The 15884-nt window shown below is 71.5% G+C and carries 16 protein-coding genes; 9 read left to right on the forward strand and 7 right to left on the reverse strand.

Translation table 11 applies throughout. The annotated features are described in order from the left end of the window. Positions 1–44: 44 nt before the first annotated feature. Together AB0A95_RS08045 and AB0A95_RS08050 are read right to left on the reverse strand one after the other, a co-directional pair. Complete coding sequence (locus AB0A95_RS08045; RefSeq protein ID WP_357554881.1) at positions 45–890, reverse strand: ABC transporter permease; 846 nt, start codon at positions 888–890, stop codon at positions 45–47. Then, the gene (locus AB0A95_RS08050) at positions 887–1738 is read right to left on the reverse strand and encodes an ABC transporter ATP-binding protein (RefSeq protein WP_357554882.1); all 852 of its coding nucleotides are present in this window, start codon (positions 1736–1738) and stop codon (positions 887–889) included. The genes AB0A95_RS08045 and AB0A95_RS08050 overlap by 4 nt, the downstream gene beginning before the upstream one ends. Positions 1739–1889: 151 nt before the next feature. Between AB0A95_RS08050 and AB0A95_RS08055 the strand changes: the two genes are divergently transcribed. Continuing rightward, positions 1890–3896, forward strand: a complete 2007-nt coding sequence (locus tag AB0A95_RS08055) for a protein meaA (RefSeq protein ID WP_357554883.1) — start codon at positions 1890–1892, stop codon at positions 3894–3896. Positions 3897–3910: 14 nt separating this feature from the next. On the opposite strand, the gene AB0A95_RS08060 is transcribed toward AB0A95_RS08055, so the two are convergent. Further along, positions 3911–4207, reverse strand: coding sequence for a DUF1540 domain-containing protein (locus tag AB0A95_RS08060; RefSeq protein ID WP_357554884.1), 297 nt, complete (start codon positions 4205–4207; stop codon positions 3911–3913). A 170-nt stretch (positions 4208–4377) separates the two neighbouring features. Then, positions 4378–4995 (reverse strand): DUF4126 domain-containing protein, encoded by a 618-nt coding sequence (locus tag AB0A95_RS08065; protein ID WP_357554885.1) that lies wholly within the window; start codon positions 4993–4995, stop codon positions 4378–4380. 71 nt (positions 4996–5066) lie between these two features. Between AB0A95_RS08065 and nucS the strand changes: the two genes are divergently transcribed. Continuing rightward, the gene (gene nucS, locus AB0A95_RS08070; RefSeq protein WP_357554886.1) at positions 5067–5726 is read left to right on the forward strand and encodes an endonuclease NucS; all 660 of its coding nucleotides are present in this window, start codon (positions 5067–5069) and stop codon (positions 5724–5726) included. Positions 5727–5731: 5 nt separating this feature from the next. On the opposite strand, the gene AB0A95_RS08075 is transcribed toward nucS, so the two are convergent. Both AB0A95_RS08075 and AB0A95_RS08080 read right to left on the reverse strand, forming a co-directional pair. Then, a complete protein-coding gene (locus AB0A95_RS08075) occupies positions 5732–6391 on the reverse strand; it encodes a class I SAM-dependent methyltransferase (protein WP_357554887.1) in 660 nt (219 codons plus the stop codon). Positions 6392–6470: 79 nt separating this feature from the next. Continuing rightward, positions 6471–7967, reverse strand: a complete 1497-nt coding sequence (locus AB0A95_RS08080) for an aldehyde dehydrogenase family protein (protein WP_357554888.1) — start codon at positions 7965–7967, stop codon at positions 6471–6473. 255 nt (positions 7968–8222) lie between these two features. Here AB0A95_RS08080 and AB0A95_RS08085 point away from each other — a divergent pair, with 255 nt between their 5' ends. The 7 genes from AB0A95_RS08085 to AB0A95_RS08115 all read left to right on the forward strand — a co-directional run bounded on the left by AB0A95_RS08085 (position 8223) and on the right by AB0A95_RS08115 (position 14615). Then, positions 8223–8639, forward strand: a complete 417-nt coding sequence (locus tag AB0A95_RS08085) for an FHA domain-containing protein (RefSeq protein WP_357554889.1) — start codon at positions 8223–8225, stop codon at positions 8637–8639. Positions 8640–8723: 84 nt separating this feature from the next. Continuing rightward, positions 8724–9797: an alpha/beta hydrolase gene (locus AB0A95_RS08090; RefSeq protein WP_357554890.1), complete on the forward strand. Its 1074-nt coding sequence runs from the start codon at positions 8724–8726 to the stop codon at positions 9795–9797. Positions 9798–9925: 128 nt separating this feature from the next. After that, positions 9926–11716 carry a 3-hydroxybutyryl-CoA dehydrogenase gene (locus AB0A95_RS08095; RefSeq protein WP_357554891.1) on the forward strand — a complete coding sequence of 597 codons (1791 nt, stop codon included), beginning with the start codon at positions 9926–9928 and terminating at the stop codon, positions 11714–11716. A gap of 40 nt (positions 11717–11756) precedes the next feature. Continuing rightward, the gene (locus AB0A95_RS08100) at positions 11757–12251 is read left to right on the forward strand and encodes a SigE family RNA polymerase sigma factor (RefSeq protein ID WP_357554892.1); all 495 of its coding nucleotides are present in this window, start codon (positions 11757–11759) and stop codon (positions 12249–12251) included. Further along, a complete protein-coding gene (locus AB0A95_RS08105) occupies positions 12248–13309 on the forward strand; it encodes a hypothetical protein (protein WP_357554893.1) in 1062 nt (353 codons plus the stop codon). Before AB0A95_RS08100 ends, AB0A95_RS08105 begins: the two co-directional genes overlap by 4 nt. A 37-nt stretch (positions 13310–13346) precedes the next feature. Next, positions 13347–13676 (forward strand): hypothetical protein, encoded by a 330-nt coding sequence (locus AB0A95_RS08110; protein WP_357554894.1) that lies wholly within the window; start codon positions 13347–13349, stop codon positions 13674–13676. Positions 13677–13805: 129 nt separating this feature from the next. Further along, the gene (locus tag AB0A95_RS08115) at positions 13806–14615 is read left to right on the forward strand and encodes an alpha/beta hydrolase (protein ID WP_357554895.1); all 810 of its coding nucleotides are present in this window, start codon (positions 13806–13808) and stop codon (positions 14613–14615) included. 72 nt (positions 14616–14687) lie between these two features. On the opposite strand, the gene AB0A95_RS08120 is transcribed toward AB0A95_RS08115, so the two are convergent. Then, positions 14688–15881 (reverse strand): AI-2E family transporter, encoded by a 1194-nt coding sequence (locus tag AB0A95_RS08120; protein ID WP_357554896.1) that lies wholly within the window; start codon positions 15879–15881, stop codon positions 14688–14690. Positions 15882–15884: the final 3 nt, after the last annotated feature.

Raw genomic sequence — 15884 nt, forward strand, 5'->3', positions numbered from 1 at the left:
AGAGTCTGGCAGGCCCCGGGGCGATTCGGGGCCCCGGGAACGGGTCAGCCGTCGCGCTTGGTGGTCCACCGGAAGGTGGTCAGGCAGAGCACCACACCGATCACGCACCACAGGGCCAGCACCACTGCGACCCGGCCCAGCTCGAACGAGCCGCCCGGCTCCTGGGCGCCGAAGCTCTCCGGCAGGAAGACCGATCGCAGGCCCTGGCACATCCACTTGAGCGGAAACAGCGCCGCGACCTGCTGCATCCAGGTGGGCAAGTCGGTGAAGACGAAGAACACCCCGGAGATGAACTGGAGCACCAGGGCGACCGGAGTGACCACCGCCGAGCCGCTGCGGGCGGTGCGGGCCAGCGACGAGATGGCGATGCCGCACAGGGTGCAGGCGGTCACCCCGAGCACGGCGACCCAACCGAAGGTCAACCACTTCCCGGCGGTGCCCGGCAGGTCGAGGTCGAACAGCGCCACCGCGACGGCCAGCAGCAGCGCGGTCTCGGCGATGCCGATCGCCACCACCATGATCACCTTGCCGGCGAACCAGACCCACTTGGGCATCGGAGTGCCCCGGTAGCGCTTGAGCACGCCCCGGTCCCGTTCGATAGGGATCCAGATGCCGAGGTTCTGGAAGCTCACGGTCATCAGGCCGGTCGCGATCATGCCGGTGATGAAGTACTGCGTGAACTTGACCCCGCCGCCGATCGTGCCGTGGAAGATCGACGCGAAGATCAGGATCATGATGATGGGGAAACCCATCGTGAAGACCACGGACTCCCGGCTGCGCAGGAACTGGGTGATCTCCAGCCGACCCTGGCGCAGGGCGAGCGCGCCGGCACCCCGCCGACGGCTGCGGGTCGCGGCGACCGGCGTCGCCGGCTTCGTCGTGGTCGTCATCGCGCGTGTCCGATCATCGTGAGGTAGACGTCCTCCAGGGTCGGCCGGGTCACTGTGAGCCCCGGAACCTCGCCGCCGTGGCGCGCGGCCAGGTCGGCCACCAGGCCCGTCGGCGTCGCGGTCTGCGCACTTTCCAGCGACCCGTCCGGGGTACGCCAGGAGACCGTCGCCAGCGCCTCCCGCCGGTTGCCCAGCTCGTTGGGGGCGGCCACCGCGACCAACCGGCCGCCGGCGATCACGCCGACCCGGTCGGCCAGCGCCTCCGCCTCGTCCAGGTAGTGGGTGGTCAACACGATTGTGGTGCCGGCGGCGGCGAGATCGCGGATCAGCTCCCAGAACTCGCGGCGGGCCTCCGGGTCGAAACCGGTGGTCGGCTCGTCGAGGAAGAGCAGCTCGGGGCGACCGATGATGCCCAGCGCCACGTCCAGTCGACGCCGCTGCCCACCGGAGAGGCTGTGCGTACGGGCCGTCGCCTTGTCGGCCAGCCCGACCCGCTCGATCACCTTGTCCGGGTCGTCCGCGTCGGGATAGAAGCCGGAGAAGTGCCGGATCACCTCGGCCACTGTCAGCTCGTCGAACTCGCCGGTGCCCTGGAGCACGATGCCGACGCGGGAGCGCCAGTCGGCGTCCGGGTGCGCCGGGTCGGTGCCGAGCACTGTGACCTCGCCGGCGTCGCGGCGTCGGTAACCCTCCAGGATCTCCACCGTGGTGGTCTTGCCGGCGCCGTTCGGGCCGAGCAACGCGAACACCTCACCACGGTGGACGTCGAGGTCCACGCCCGCCACGGCGACGTTGTCGCCGTACGTCTTGCGCAGCCCCCGCACGGAGATGGCCAGCTCGTCATCCATGTCGTCAAGTGTGCGCCTGACCAGGCCGGCGCGGTGCCCCGGGGCGTGGCGACGGGCAACACCTCGTGCGGTTCCGACCCGGACGTCCCCGACATGGACCTGTGTGGTTTTCCACAACCCTTTTTACCGATGAGTAACTTAAACTCCGGCCATGGACGAGACGGCATATCCGGGGCGGTTGCCCGAGCGGGACCGGCCGTGGGTGATGCGCACCTACGCCGGCCACTCGTCGGCCACCGCGACCAACGCCCTCTTCCGCCGCAACCTGGCGAAGGGGCAGACCGGCCTCTCGGTCGCCTTCGACCTGCCCACCCAGACCGGGTACGACCCGGACCACGAGTTGGCCGCCGGTGAGGTCGGTCGGGTCGGCGTGCCGGTGGCCCACCTCGGTGACATGCGGGCGCTCTTCCACGGTCTCCCGCTCGCCGACACGAACACCTCGATGACCATCAACGCCCCGGCGATGTGGATGCTCGCCCTCTACCGCACTGTGGGGCTGGAACAGGGCGCCGACCCGGCCCGCTGCGCCGGCACCACGCAGAACGACATCGTCAAGGAGTATCTGTCCCGGGGGACGTACATCTTCCCGCCGGCGGCGTCGCTGCGGCTGACCGCCGACGTGGTGGCGTACACGCTGCGGGAGATGCCCCGGTGGAACCCGGTCAACATCTGCTCGTACCACCTCCAGGAGGCCGGCGCGACGCCCGTGCAGGAGGTCGGCTTCGCGCTGGCCACCGCGGTCGCCGTGCTCGACGCGGTCCGCGACTCCGGTCAGGTCCCGGCCGAGCGGATGGGCGACGTGGTGCAGCGGGTGTCGTTCTTCGTCAACGCCGGGGTGCGCTTCGTCGAGGAGATCGCCAAGATGCGCGCGTTCGGCGTGCTCTGGGACGAGATCACCCGCGACCGGTACGCGGTTACCGAGGCCGGACAACGGCGGTTCCGTTACGGCGTGCAGGTCAACTCGCTGGGTCTCACCGAGGCGCAGCCGGAGAACAACATCCAGCGCATCGTGCTGGAGATGCTCGGGGTGACGATGTCCCGCGACGCGCGGGCCCGGGCCGTGCAACTGCCCGCCTGGAACGAGGCGCTCGGCCTGCCCCGCCCGTGGGACCAGCAGTGGTCGCTGCGGATGCAGCAGGTGTTGGCGTACGAGTCGGACCTGCTCGAATACCCCGACCTCTTCGCCGGCTCGCACGTGATGACCGCGCTTGTCGACGAGATCGTCACCGGGGCCCGCGTCGAGCTGGACAAGGTGCTGGAGTCGGGCGGTGTGGTCGCCGCCGTGGAGTCCGGCTACCTCAAGAGCGCGCTCGTCGCCTCGCTGGCCGAGCGCCGCCACCGGATGGAGTCCGGCGCCGACGTGGTCGTCGGCGTCAACAGGTACGCCGAGACCGAGCAGTCCCCGCTGACCGCCGCCGGTGCGCAGGCCGTCGAGCGGGTGGACCCCGCGGTCGAGGCGGCCGCCGCTGCCGACGTACACCGGTGGCGGGCCGATCGGGACGCGGACGCCGTCGACGCGGCCCTGGCCCGGCTGCGCGCGGACGCCGCGACCACAACGAACCTGATGCCCGCCACCCTGGAGTGCGTGCGGGTCGGGGTGACCACCGGCGAGTGGGCCGGAGCGCTGCGGCAGGTCTTCGGCGAGTACCGGGCGCCGACCGGCCTGGCCGGTGCCGCCGGCGGCGGTGGCGACCCGGGTCTGGCCGCCGTCCGCGAGCGGGTCGCCGCCACCGCCCGGGAGTTGGGCAGCGGCCGGCTGCGGCTGCTGGTCGGCAAACCCGGGCTGGACGGGCACTCCAACGGTGCGGAGCAGATCGCGGTACGCGCCCGCGACGCCGGCTTCGAGGTCGTCTACCAGGGCATCCGACTGACCGCGGGGCAGATCGTCGCCGCCGCCGTCGAGGAGGACGTCGACCTGGTCGGGCTGTCCGTGCTCTCCGGATCGCATCTGGCCGCCGTGCCCGCCGTGCTGGACGGGCTGCGCGCCGCCGGCCGGGCCGACCTGCCGGTGGTCGTGGGCGGCATCATCCCCGCCGGTGACGCCGACACCCTGCGGGCAGCCGGTGTGGCCCGGGTGTTCACCCCGAAGGACTTCGCCCTCACCGGCATCATCGACGACCTGGTGACTGTCATCCGACGCGCCAACGACCTGCCCTGACCGCTGTCGGTGGGTCAGCGGCCGGCGTAGGTCACGCAGTCGGCCAGGTCGTTGTCCGGGCCGACCCTGATCGAGGACGCGTGGCACTCCAACTGCTCGTTGTGCCGGCAGTCGGCACGCTGGCAGGCGCCGACCTGGGCGGTCAGGCCGTCCACGCCACCCCGGATGGGCGACTCGACGAAGGTGTGGCAGTGGGCGTGATCCATGCTGCCGATCGTGATCGCGAAGGCGTGGCAGTCACCCGACTGGTTGTACGCGCATGCGGCGACCACACACTCCTGGACCCGGGGCATCTCCAACGCTGCGGTCATGCCAATCTCCTCTAGGTCTTTGCCCCGATCCTAGGCTTTTGTCGGCCCGGGCAGCCTCGGTATGGCAGGCCGCCGATCCACGACCGGCGTGATCGACTCGGGTTTCCGGAATACGGGGTGTCCCGCTGCGGGGGATGGCCCGGTTTCCAGGAACCCGAGTCGATCGAGCGTCAGACGCGGAAGCCGGCGGCGCGGGCCGCCTCGCGTTCCCGACGGCGTTCCGAGCGCCGTCGGAGGAACCAGTAGACGAAGACCACCAGGCCGAGCAGGAACGCCAGCACCAGCACCGGCAGGATGATCGCCACCAGGGAGACCACCACACTTGTGGCGTCCTCGGCGGTGCTGGCCACCGGCGCACCGAACCCGGCGGTGGTGGCGTTGATGACCGGGCGTGCCGCGGACTTGAGCAGGTGCACGCCCAGTGCCAGCAGCACGCCGGTGGCGACCGGCACCCACTGGTGCGACGAGAAGAAGCTCCCCGGGTCGCTGACCGTCACCGTCTCCGACGAGGAGCCGGCGCCGAAGGCCAGGCCGCCGGCGGTGGGTCGGACCACTGTCTGCACCAAGTCGTTGACGTGGTCGACCACCGGCACCTTGTCGGCCACCATCTCCACGGCGAGCAACACGGCCAGGATGACGATGACCCAGCCGTTGCCGAGCCAGGTCCAGCCGCTGGGAAGGTCGATCAGGTCGGTGTAGCGACCGAGCAGACCGAGGGCGAGCAGGGGGATGTAGGCGTTCAACCCCGCTGAGGCGGCGAGGCCGGTACCGGTGAGGACTTCGAACACGACCTCAGCATCGCATCGACGCGCCAGTGCCGCTCGGTGGCGACCGGTGGGTCCTCGGCTACCCTCGTCGGGTGCGGTTGGTCATTGCGAAGTGCTCGGTGGACTACGTCGGACGGCTCTCGGCTCACCTGCCGCCGGCCACCCGGTTGCTGATGGTGAAGGCGGACGGGTCGGTGTCGATCCATGCCGACGACCGGGCCTACAAGCCGTTGAACTGGATGAGCCCGCCCTGTCGGCTGGAGGAGGCCCCCGGCGTGTGGCGGGTGGTCAACAAGGCCGGCGAGGAGCTGCGGATCACCCTGGAGGAGATCTTCCAGGACACCTCGTACGAGCTGGGTGTCGACCCGGGCCTGCGCAAGGACGGGGTGGAGGCGCACCTACAGGAGTTGTTGGCCGCCAACCCGGGTGCGTTGGGTGAGGGGTTCACGCTGGTCCGCCGCGAGTACATGACGGCGATCGGCCCGGTCGACCTGCTGTGCCGGGACGCCAACGCCGGCGCGGTCGCCGTCGAGGTCAAGCGGCGGGGCGACATCGACGGTGTGGAGCAGTTGACCCGCTACCTCGAGTTGATGAACCGTGACCCGCTGCTCAGCCCGGTGGCCGGTGTCTTCGCCGCCCAGGAGATCAAGCCGCAGGCCCGGGTGCTCGCCGCCGACCGGGGCATCCGGTGCGTGGTCGTGAACTACGACCGGCTGCGGGGCATCGAGAAGGACGAGCTGACGCTCTTCTGATCGGCTCACCTGCCGTTGCGCACCGCGATCAACGACTTGGGCAGGCCGAACGCCCGCTCGATCAGCATCGTCGAGTCGGGGAAGTAGTGGCGCATCTGCGAACGGTCCAGTAGCTCGGTCCAGAGCACCTGGTGGATGGCGGCGTCGTGGCTGCGGGTCGGCTTGTGCCCCAACGGCCAACGGCGGGCGAGCGCGGTGCGCAGTCGCACCGGCAGGAACTGCATCCCGGGCGCGATCCAGTGGGGCTCGATGGGGAAGTAGCGGTAGGGCGTCTGCACCCAGTGCCGATCGGCCATCGCGCGGGCGGCGGCGGAGAAGCGCAGCCGGCGCTCGTGCCCACCCACGTGCTCCAGCACCGAGTTGGAGAAGACCAGGTCGTAGTCACCCTTGGCGATGCGCGGGGGCAGGTCGCAGGCGTCGGCCTGCTCGACGTGGGCCCAGTCTGGTACGGCGGCGGGCGGCTGCTCCAGGTTGACGACTGTCACCCGAGCCGGCCGGACTGTCGCGCGGTGCCAGGTGCCGAGCCGGCCGCCGAGATCGATCACGTGCATGTCGCCGATCTCGGGAAAGGTGCGTGCCAACCAGTCCGAGCGATGCCGGCGCCGCCGCGCGCTCCACGACTGGTCGCTGTCGACAAGGCGGTAGCGCAATCGATTGGGGCCCATTTAACGCAATGTACCGCCGCGGACACCACGTATAAACATGTGGATACGCTGATCTTGGTCGAGATCGGTTATCCGACACTCACCTGCCGTACATCGCCTTGATGGCCTTGACGAGTCGTGCCACGTCGGTCGGGGTGCGCTCGAAGGTCATCGACGGCAACAGCGATCGGGCCCGGCGCCGGGTGACCGCCTTGGCCCTGCCGAACTCGCGCAGCCCGTCCTCCCCGTGGATCCGCCCGAAGCCGGAATCGCCGACCCCGCCGAACGGCAGGGTGGACATGCCGGCGAAGGTCAGTGTGGAGTTGATCGAGGCCATTCCGGAGCGCAGCCGCCGCGCGATGGACACCGCGCGCCGCCGGCCGAAGACCGAACCTCCCAGGCCGTACGGCAGGGCGTTGGCGCGGGTGACGGCCTCGTCGGCGTCACGGACCCGGCTGATGGTCAGCGTGGGGCCGAAGGTCTCCTCGCGGACGGCGGCCGACTCCTCCGGGACGTCCACAAGCACTGTCGGGTGGACGTACGGCGGCTGCACCGCGCTCGGACCGCCCAGCACCGCGCGCCCGCCCGAGGTGATCGCGGCGTCGATGTGCCGGCGGATCACGTCGATCTGCTTGGGCATCGTGATCGGGCCGATGTCGGTGCCCTCCGGTCCGACGGTCAGCCGACCCGCGCGGGTGACCACCTTGTCGACGAAGGCGTCGAAGACCGAGTCGACGGCGTAGACCCGTTCGATGCCGATGCAGGTCTGGCCCGCGTTGGTCATGCCGCCCCAGACGCACGCCTCGGCGGCAGCGTCCAGGTCGGCGTCGCTGTCGACGATCATGGCGTCCTTGCCGCCGCCCTCGATCAGCACCGGGGTCAGCGTCTCGGCGCAGGCGGCCATCACCGTCCGGGCGGTGGCGGTCGAGCCGGTGAAGGCCAGCTTGTCGACCCCGGAGCGGCACAGCGCGGCGCCCACGTCGCCCAGCCCGTGCACGGCGGTGAACACCGGCTGCTCGGGCACCACCTCGGCGAAGCTGTCCACCAGCCACTGGCCGGCGGCGGGCGTGTATTCACTCGGCTTGAGCACCACACCGTTGCCGGCGGCCAACGCGTACGCGGCGGAACCGATGGGCGTGAAGACCGGGTAGTTCCACGGCCCGATCACGCCGACCACGCCGTAGGGCTGGTATTCGAGGTGCGCGGAGAACTCGGCGAGGATGAGCCGGGACCGCACCCGGCGCGGGCCGAGCACCCGGTTGGCGTTGCGGGCGGCCCAGTCGATGTGCTCGATCGCGGTGACGACCTCGACGATGGCGTCGGCGACCGGCTTGCCACCCTCGACGTGCACCAGCTCGGCCAGCTCCTCGATGCGTTTGGCCAGCAGGGCACGCCACCGCAGCATCCGTTCGCGGCGGTCGGCGAAGCCGAGCCCGGCCCACCACCCGCCGGCGGTGCGGGCGGCCTCGACGGCCCGCCGCACGTCGGCCTCGGTCGAGACCGGAAAACGACCGGCCTCGGCGCCGGTGGCCGGGCTGGTGGAGACCAGCAGGCCCGCCTCGATGAGCGGAAGACCCGGGACATGCACAGCCGTCATGGCGGAAGTCTAGACCCGAGGATTACTCACGGGTAGGTCCGGATCGTAACCGTCCGGCCCACCGCCGTGCCGCTTCGACTGGTCGTTGATCAGGGCAGGTCAGGCCGTTGGTGACGTGCGCGGTCCGCCCGAATCGTCGAACGGCGGGTGGCCGGGAGGTGACGAGGAGCTGACCGGAGGGTCGGTGTCGATGACTACCGTCTGGTGGCAGGCTGACGCGCGGAGTGACGGTGTGGGGTGGAGGGCTGACTGTCCATGGAGGAACTTCTAGAACTTATGCCGCTGTTGACGGTGGCGGGTGGGCCGATGCGCGGAGCGAGTTTCCGACTTCGAGTCGAACCGCAGGTGGTCGGCCGGGCGCCGACCGGTCACGTCGTCATCAGCGACCCGCATCTGAGCCGCCGGCACGCGGAGGTGTGGCTGGCCCCGGAGGGCCCGTCGCTGCGGGACCTCGGCTCGACGAACGGCACCTGGCTCAACGACCGCCGGATCACCGAGGTGGAGCGGCTCTCCGACGGTGACGTGATCCGACTCGGCCGTACCGAGCTGCGCCTGTTCGACCCGGGGGTGGCACACACCGACCCGGTGGGGCTCAGCTTCGGGCCGCGCCGGCGGGACGTCCGACCGACCCTTCCGCTGCCGTTGGCCACGCCGCCCGGCGTCCGGCGCTGACCGGCGACCCGGGTACGGCCCACACCTGGGCCGCACCCGGGGTGGCTGTTCGGCACCTGGACCGGCACCGGCGGGCGTGGCAGCATGCCGCGGATGGAAACCGAGCAGCGGATCGTGACGGCGAACGGCATCACCCAGGCGGTCCGGGTGGCCGGCCCGCCGGACGGCACCCCGGTGCTGCTGATCCACGGCAACTGCTCGTCCGCGCTGTTCTGGGAGCCGCTGGTCCGTCGGCTGCCGCCGACGCTCCGGGTGGTCGCCCCCGACCTGCGGGGGTACGGCGACTCCGCGACGGCCCCGGTGGACGCCACCCGCGGCCTACGGGACTTCGCCGACGACGTGGCCGCCCTGCTTGACGACCCGACGCTCTTCGGTGCCGGGGACACCCGCCCGGTGGTGGTCGGGCACTCCCTCGGTGGCGGCGTGGCGATGCGACTGCTCGTCGACAGCCCACACCGGGTGGGCGCGCTGCTGCTCGCCGCGCCGGTCTCCCCGTACGGCTTCGGTGGCACCCGCGACCTGACCGGCACGCCGACCACCCCCGACTTCGCCGGCACTGGCGCCGGCACGGCCAATCCGGACTTCGTCGCCCTGCTCGCCGCCGGCGACCGCAGTGCGGACACTCCGGCCAGCCCGCGCGCCGTCCTGCGAGCCACCTACGTGGCCGATCCCGCCGCCCTGGGCGCCGACGAGGACCTGCTCCTGGACACCGTGCTCTCCACCGCCACCGGGGACGACAACTACCCGGGCACCGCGGAGCCGTCGGAGAACTGGCCGGGCACCGCGCCGGGCACGCGCGGGGTGCTCAACGCGCTCGCGCCGACCCACTTCCGGCTCGCCGACGAGCTGGTGGCCGTCACCGAGAAGCCTCCGATCACCTGGGTACGCGGCGACGCCGACGTCATCGTCTCGGACACCTCGCTGTTCGACCTGGCGTACCTGGGTTCGCTGGGTCTCGTGCCCGGCTGGCCCGGGGAGGAGGTCTGCCCGCCGCAGCCGATGATCGGCCAGACCCGGTCGGTGCTGGAGCGGTACGCGGCGGCCGGCGGCGCGTACCACGAGGTGGTGCTGCCCGGTTGCGGGCACAGCCCGCACCTGGAGCGCCCGGCGGAGTTCGTCGCGGAGCTGCTGGCCCTGACCACCGGTCCCGCCGCCTAGGGTCGCGGCCTGTCGCCGGCGGTGACATAGGCCACGGCGTCTCGACAACCAAGCGTCACGTGGCAGACTCGCGCGCATAGCCTTAGCGGCCGTTCAGGGGTCGTGCGGAGTGTCTGGGGAGGCCGGTCGTGGCGCGCGAGTTCAGCACCGTGGGCGTGGTGGGGCTGGGCACCATGGGTGCCGGCATCGTCGAGGTCTTCGCCCGCAACGGTGTCGACGTGGTGGCGGTCGAGATCTCCGAGCCGGCGCTGGAACGTGGCCGGGCCACCCTGACCCGCTCCACCGACCGGGCTGTCGCCAAGGGCAAGCTCGCCGTGGCGGACCGCGACGCCCTGCACGAGCGGGTGCACTTCGCGGTCGGGCTGGACGCGCTGCACTCCGTCGACCTGGTCATCGAGGCGGTGCCCGAGCACCTGGACCTCAAGCAGCGGATCTTCGCGGAGTTGGACCGGGTCTGCCGGCCGGAGACCATCCTCGCCACCAACACCTCGTCGCTGAGCGTCACCGAGATCTCGGTGGCCACCACCCGGCCCAACCAGGTGATCGGCATCCACTTCTTCAACCCCGCCCCGGTGATGAAGCTTGTCGAGGTGGTCCGCACCGTCGTCACCGCTCCCGAGGTGGTCGCCGACGTCGAGGCGCTCTGCACCCGCCTCGGCAAGGTCGACGTCACCATCAACGACCGGGCCGGCTTCATCGCCAACGCGCTGCTCTTCGGCTACCTCAACCACGCGGTCGCCATGGTCGAGTCGCACTACGCCGCCCGGGAGGACATCGACGCCGCGATGAAGCTCGGCTGTGGCCTGCCGATGGGCCCGCTCGCGTTGATGGACCTGATCGGCCTCGACACCGCGTACGAGATCCTGGACACCATGTACCGGCGCGGCGGGCGGGACCGCCGGCACGCCCCGGTGCCGCTGCTCAAACAGATGGTGACCGCGGGACTGCTCGGCCGGAAGTCCGGTCGGGGCTTCTACACCTACGAACGGCCCGGCTCGCCGGTGGTCGTACCGGACGAGGCGACGCCGCTGGCCACTGACGCCGCGCTCGCCGACGGCGCGCGCGCCATCGCGAAGGTCGGCGTCGTCGGTTCCGGGACGATGGCCACCGGGATCGTCGAGGTCTTCGCGAAGGCCGGCTACGAGGTCGTGTCGGTGGCCCGGGGCCAGGAGAAGTCCGCGACGCTCCGCGAGGCGGTGCGGACCTCGCTCAACAAGGGTGTGGTGCGCGGCAGGCTCGCCGAGGCCGACCGGGACGCCGCGCTCGGCCGGATCAGCTGGTCGGCCACGCTCGACCGCCTCGCCGACGTCGACCTGGTGGTCGAGGCGGTCGTCGAGGAGTTGAGCGTGAAGAAGGCGCTCTTCGCGAGCCTCGACGAGATCTGCAAGCCGGGCGTCGTGCTGGCCACCACCACCTCCTCGCTGCCGGTGATCGACGTGGCGATGGCCAGCCACCGGCCGGCCGACGTGGTGGGGCTGCACTTCTTCAACCCGGCGCCGGTCATGCCGCTGGTCGAGGTGGTCCGCACGATCCGCACCTCCCCGGAGGCCACCGCCACCGCCCGCGCCGTCTGCGCCACGCTCGGCAAGACCGGTGTGGTCTGCGGTGACCGGTCCGGGTTCATCGTCAACGCGCTGCTCTTCCCCTACCTCAACGACGCGGTGAAGATGCTGGAGGCCAGCTACTCGACCGCCGACGACATCGACCACGCCATGAAGCTGGGCTGCGGCTACCCGATGGGCCCGTTCGAGCTGCTCGACGTGGTCGGGCTGGACGTCGCGCTGGCGATCCAGCGCGAGCTGTACCTGGAGTTGCGCGAGCCGGGCTTCGCGCCCGCGCCGCTGCTGGAGCATCTGGTCACCGCCGGCTACCTGGGTCGCAAGGCCCGCCGCGGTTTCCGCGACCACTCGCACCGCTGAGCGGGTCAACGCCACGGGGCACCCAGGACGTCTGTAGGGTGTGACCTTCGAGGAGTACGTCAGCAGCCGGGGACCGGCGCTGGTCCGGCTCGCCCGGCTGCTGACCGGTGACGAACACCGGGCCGAGGACCTCACCCAGGAGGTGCTGTCCCAGGCGTACGTGCAGTGGCGCCGGATCGTCCGCGCCGACCGGCCTGACGTGTACGTGCGTCGCATGCTTGTCAACGCCAACAACTCCTGGTGGCGCCGTCGGTCGAGCCGGGAGTTGGTCGTCGGGTCCTTCGCCGAGCGGCCACACAGTGGCGACCTCGGCGGCGAGGCGGCCGATCGCGACGAGATGTGGCGGCTGATCCTCGGCCTGCCCGACCGTCAGCGGGCGGTGCTGGTGCTGCGGTACTACGAGGACCTCGACGACCAGACCATCGCCCAGATCCTGGACTGCTCACCGGTCACCGTCCGCACCCACGCGATGCGGGCGCTTGCCAACCTTCGGGAGCGCTGCGGTGCCCCGGCCACGAACGGGAGCCGACAGTGACAGACCTCGACCAGCGGATCGACCAGACGCTGCGCGAGCACGCCGAGGGCACTGTGGACACCGACCGGCTGCTGGCCGTCGCGGTGTCCCGGGGCCGGGCCCGGATCCGCCGCCGACGCGCCACCGCTGCCTCGGTGCTGGGAGTGGTGGCCGTGCTCGGCGCGGGCGTGGCCCTCGGTCCGGTGAGTCTCTCCGGCTCCGGCCTGGACGTCGTCATTCCGGGGCTGGGCCTGCCGAGTGACGCGGTGCAGGCCGTGACGCCGCCCCGGCTCGACGGCGTACCCGGCGCGGCCACCCGACCCGACCTGGTCGGCGCGGACCCGGACGTGCTGCACTTCGGGTTCGCCCCGGACGGGCCCCGATACCTCTCCTGGTCGGTGCAGAGCGGCGTGGAGATGGCGCGGCTCGACGTCGACGGGCGCACCGTCACCCTGGAACTGGCCGCCACCGCGGACGCCCTGCCGATGCGCGCCCAGGGCCTGCCGGCCCTGGTGCCGGAGCTGGTCGAGGACGGCGTCTACGACGGGTCGGTGTCGCACGCCGAGGGGCCCTACGGCGTGCCGGCGTGGCTGCGACACTGGCAACCCGCCCCCGGGGTGTACGCCCGGGCCAGCGGCAGCGGCCCGAACGAGCGGGACCTGTTCGCCGTGGCCGCCGCGCTGCGGCTCGACCAGGCGCACCGGTGCGGTGGCCCGCTGCGACTCACCACGCTGCCGGCGGGCACACAGCTCACGAGATGCGAGGTGACTGTGGCACCGTTCCCGGCGGCGTTCGGCGTGCAGATGATGGTCTCCGGGAGCAACCCGGGCGCGATCCAGGTCGAGTTGCAGTACGCCACAGGCATCGCCGGGAGCCGCACCGAGGGAAACCGGACTGTCGGCGGCAAACCGGCGCACATCGATCGCCAGGTCGGAGAACTTGAGTTGCTCGGCTTCCCCAAGGCCCACCTGACCGCCAACTTCGGCTGGCCGGCACAGGGGTACGACGAGGAAGACGCGGCGACGGTGCTGGCCGGGGCGCAGGTCAGCGAGTCACTGGACGAGCCGGCGTCCTGGTGACCGGCCGGGCCGCTTCACCAGGCAGACCGTACCCTTGGTGACTGTGAGCCCCCGTCGCAATCGCCCTCGCCGGGACGAGAACGCCAACCTGGACGCCGACCGGGTCCGGCAGGGTGTCGCCTCGGTGCAGCAGTGGGCCGACGGCGCCTGGCAGGTGCGCGGAATCGGCGCCGGGGCGTCCGTCAAGACGTACCGCTGCCCCGGCTGTGACCAGGAGATCCCACCCGGAGTGGCCCACCTGGTGGCCTGGCCGGCCGACGGTCTGGGTGACCTGACCGACCGGCGGCACTGGCACAGCGGCTGCTGGCGAGCCCGGGACCGGCGCGGGCCGGCGGTGCAACGCGGCCGGGGCACCCCCCGCTACTGAGCGATTCCGCCGGGGTGTTCCGCCGCTCAGCGGCCCCGCCGGGGTGTCACCCGCCGCGGCTGAGCGACCTGGATCACGCTGTTTGTGCCTGGGCGGGCGGTGGCGGTGACTTCGCGACAGACTTGGGTGGTGAGCACAGCGATTCGCGCGTCGTCGATCCTGCCCGGCCGCCGGGAGGACATCGAGCTGCACACCGCCGACGGTCTGCGGCTGGTCGGTGAGCTGGCCCTGCCGGCCGACCGGCCGCCGGTGGCCACCCTGGTCTGCCTGCATCCGCTGCCCACCCACGGCGGAATGATGGACAGCCACGTCTTCCGTAAGGCGGCGTGGCGGCTGCCCGCCCTCGCCGACCTGGCCGTGCTGCGGTTCAACACCCGGGGCACCAGCAGCCTGCGCGGCACCAGCGAGGGAGCGTTCGACGGGGCGGTGGGGGAGCGCTACGACGTGGCCGCCGCCATCGAGTACGCGGAGTTCGCCGAGCTGCCCAACATCTGGCTCGTCGGCTGGTCGTTCGGCACCGACCTGGCCCTGAGGTACGGCTGTGACCCGGCGATCGCCGGGGCGATCCTGCTCTCCCCGCCGCTGCGCTTCTCGACACCTGCGGACCTGACCACCTGGGCCACCTCGGGTCGGCCGCTGACGGCGCTGGTGCCGGAGTTCGACGACTACCTGCGCCCGGTCGAGGCGCGGGAGCGGTTCGCCGCGGTGCCGCAGGCAGAGGTGGTCGGTGTGCCCGGCGCCAAGCACCTCTGGGTGGGCGACGCGGAGACGGTGCTCGACGAGATCGTCCGGCGGGTCAACCCGGCCGTCGAGGTGCCGCTGCCGACGACGTGGGACGGCCCGATGGAGTCCGGCGACGTCAGCGCGTATGCCGACCGGACGGTGGCCTCGTTCGCCGACACGCCCGTTCCGGGCCCCGCCGCCGGCAAGGCCGACTGACCGTCGAGCGACGACGCGGCGGGTCTGCCCTGCGGGGCGGGGGTCAGCGGGTCTGCCCCGGTGTGCGTGGGGTCAGCGGGTCTCCTGTCGGGGCAGCACCACCTCGCGCAGGATCAGTTGCAGCGCGGCCACCGTGGGGATGGCGATCAGCGCGCCCACCACGCCCAGCAGTGCCACCCCGAGCAGCGCGGCCAGCAGGGCGGCCACCTCGTTGACCTCCACCGAGCGTCGCATCACCTTCGGGTAGATCAGGTAGTTCTCCACCTGCTGGTAGATGAGGAAGAAGACCGCGCAGGCGATGCCGGCCCGCAGATCGGTGGCGAAGCCGACCAGACTCACGATCACCGCGCCGAGGGTGGCGCCGATCTGCGGGATCAGGTCGGTCACCGCGACCACCACGGCCAGTGCGAACGGGTACGGCAGATCGACGATCAGCGCGAAGACGAAGGTGGTCGCGCCGGCCAGCACCGCGATGCTCAACGCGCCGACCATGTAGGCCCCGACCTTGGCCAGAATCTCGTCGCCGATCAGCTGCACCCGCTCCCGCCGCGACCGAGGCACCAACGAGTAGCCCAGGGAGCGCAGCTTGTTGAAGTAGGCCAGGAAGTAGATGGTCAGCACCAACACGGTCAGCGTCCGGAACACCGTGCCGAAGATCAGTTGAGCGCCGCCCAGCACCCCGCCGAGCGCCCGGCCGACGGTGTCCGCGTTGGCCGCGCCCTGCACGCGCTCCACCACGTCGTACCGTTCCATCAGGTCATTGACCGTCGAACTGCGCCGCAACTCGGCGAGCAGGCTCGGGATCTGGTCGATGAACTGCCCCGACTGCGTCACGATCGGCGGGACCAGCGCCCACACGCCCCCGCAGAGCAGCAGCACCACGGTCAGCGCGACCGCCGCCACCGCCAGGCCGTGCGGCAGGCCCCAGCGGCGTAGCCGGACCACCGCCGGGTTGAGGCCGACCGCCAGGAAGAGCGCGATCACCACAAGCACCAGGATGCCGCCGGCATTGCGGATCCCCAGATAGAGGGTGTACGCCAGCAGCACGCCCAGCCCACCGGTGAACCCGATCAGGAAACTGTTGCGGCGCAGCGGACGCCCCGGCGTGCCGAACCTGCCGGACGGGACCGCCGGCGGCTCATCCGGGTCGGTTCCGAGAGCAGGGACCGGTACCGGCGGTGGTGTCTCCGTCGAGGGTGGCGTCTCCGCTGCTGGGGGGCCGGGGGTCAGGTCCGGGTTGTCGCCGGACGGGTCGTGCTGCGGCACCAG

It is taken from the genome of Micromonospora sp. NPDC049230 (assembly GCF_040647875.1).
Taxonomy (GTDB): domain Bacteria; phylum Actinomycetota; class Actinomycetes; order Mycobacteriales; family Micromonosporaceae; genus Micromonospora.

Excerpts from the sequence above, each read along its gene's own strand:
- AB0A95_RS08045 (WP_357554881.1), bottom strand. The coding sequence starts at position 890 with ATGACGACCACGACGAAGCCGGCGACGCCGGTCGCCGCGACCCGCAGC.
- AB0A95_RS08050 (WP_357554882.1), bottom strand. The coding sequence starts at position 1,738 with ATGGATGACGAGCTGGCCATCTCCGTGCGGGGGCTGCGCAAGACGTAC.
- AB0A95_RS08055 (WP_357554883.1), top strand. The coding sequence starts at position 1,890 with ATGGACGAGACGGCATATCCGGGGCGGTTGCCCGAGCGGGACCGGCCG.
- AB0A95_RS08060 (WP_357554884.1), bottom strand. The coding sequence starts at position 4,207 with ATGACCGCAGCGTTGGAGATGCCCCGGGTCCAGGAGTGTGTGGTCGCC.
- AB0A95_RS08075 (WP_357554887.1), bottom strand. The coding sequence starts at position 6,391 with ATGGGCCCCAATCGATTGCGCTACCGCCTTGTCGACAGCGACCAGTCG.
- AB0A95_RS08080 (WP_357554888.1), bottom strand. The coding sequence starts at position 7,967 with ATGACGGCTGTGCATGTCCCGGGTCTTCCGCTCATCGAGGCGGGCCTG.
- AB0A95_RS08085 (WP_357554889.1), top strand. The coding sequence starts at position 8,223 with ATGGAGGAACTTCTAGAACTTATGCCGCTGTTGACGGTGGCGGGTGGG.
- AB0A95_RS08090 (WP_357554890.1), top strand. The coding sequence starts at position 8,724 with ATGCCGCGGATGGAAACCGAGCAGCGGATCGTGACGGCGAACGGCATC.